At 72.0% G+C, this 1,033-nt stretch carries 1 protein-coding gene; it reads left to right on the top strand.

The window, feature by feature from the left end; translation table 11 throughout:
- Positions 1-27 precede the first annotated feature (27 nt).
- Positions 28-1,033, top strand: a 1,006-nt coding sequence (locus tag ACFYMM_RS44460) for a LacI family DNA-binding transcriptional regulator (RefSeq protein ID WP_388398597.1), incomplete at its 3' end; no start/stop codon positions are given.

The raw sequence follows: 1,033 nt of genomic DNA on the forward strand, positions 1-1,033 counted from the left end.
GTCGAACCGGTTCGAAAGGAGCGACTCGTGAACATCGGTGAGATCGCCCGGCGGGCGGGTGTCTCGCGGAGCACCGTGTCGTACGCGTTGAGCGGCAAGCGTCCGGTGTCGGAGGAGACGCGCCGCAGGATCCAGCGGGTCATCGACGAGCTGGGTTATCGGCCGAACGCGAGTGCGCGGGCTCTGGCCAACGGGCGGACGAGCACGATCGGTCTGGTGTTCCCGCCGGCCGGTGACCATTACACGGGTATGCAGCTGGATTTCATCGGCAGTGTGGTGGAGGCGGCCGCCGCGCATGACTATGACGTGCTGTTGTCGCCGAGTGGGGTGGACCGTGACCGTTCCTTCCAGCGGCTGCTGGGGGAGCGGCGGGTGGACGGCGCGATCCTGATGGAGATCAGGCTGGCGGACGACCGGGTCGATCATCTGGCCGCTGTGGGGTTTCCGTCGGTGGCGATCGGCCGGACCGCCGATGCGGGGGCGGGCTGGTGGGTGGGGCTTGACCATACGGCGCTGGCGGCGGCGTGTGTGCATCACCTGGCGGATCTCGGTCACCGCAGGGTCGCGTTCGTCAACCGGCCCGAGCAGTTGCTGCGGGCGGGGTACGAGTCGGCGCATCGTGGGCTGGAGGGTTTCACCAAGGCGGCGGCCGAGCGGGGGCTGGCGGTGCGGGCGTACTGCTGCGGGGACGACGCGGCCTCGGGCCAGGCGTGTCTGGAGCGGATCCTGCGCGACGAGCCGGCCACCACCGCCCTGGTCACGCTGAACGAGGCGGCGCTGGGCGGCCTGTACCGGGGTCTGACGCATGCGGGCCGGCACGTGCCGCGGGACTTCTCGGTGACCGGGGTGGTGGCCGCCCGCTGGGCGCAGACGGTGACCCCGCCCCTCACCGCGGCGGACGTACCGGCGAAGGAGATGGGCCGGCACGCCGTCGACCTGCTGGTGGAACGGCTCGGTGACCCCGACGCGCCGCCCCGGCACCACCTCCTGGCCCCGCCGATCTCCCTGCGGGCCAGCACCGGACCCGCCCGAG

It is taken from the genome of Streptomyces sp. NPDC006739, assembly GCF_042869815.1.
Classification (GTDB): Bacteria; Actinomycetota; Actinomycetes; order Streptomycetales; family Streptomycetaceae; genus Streptomyces.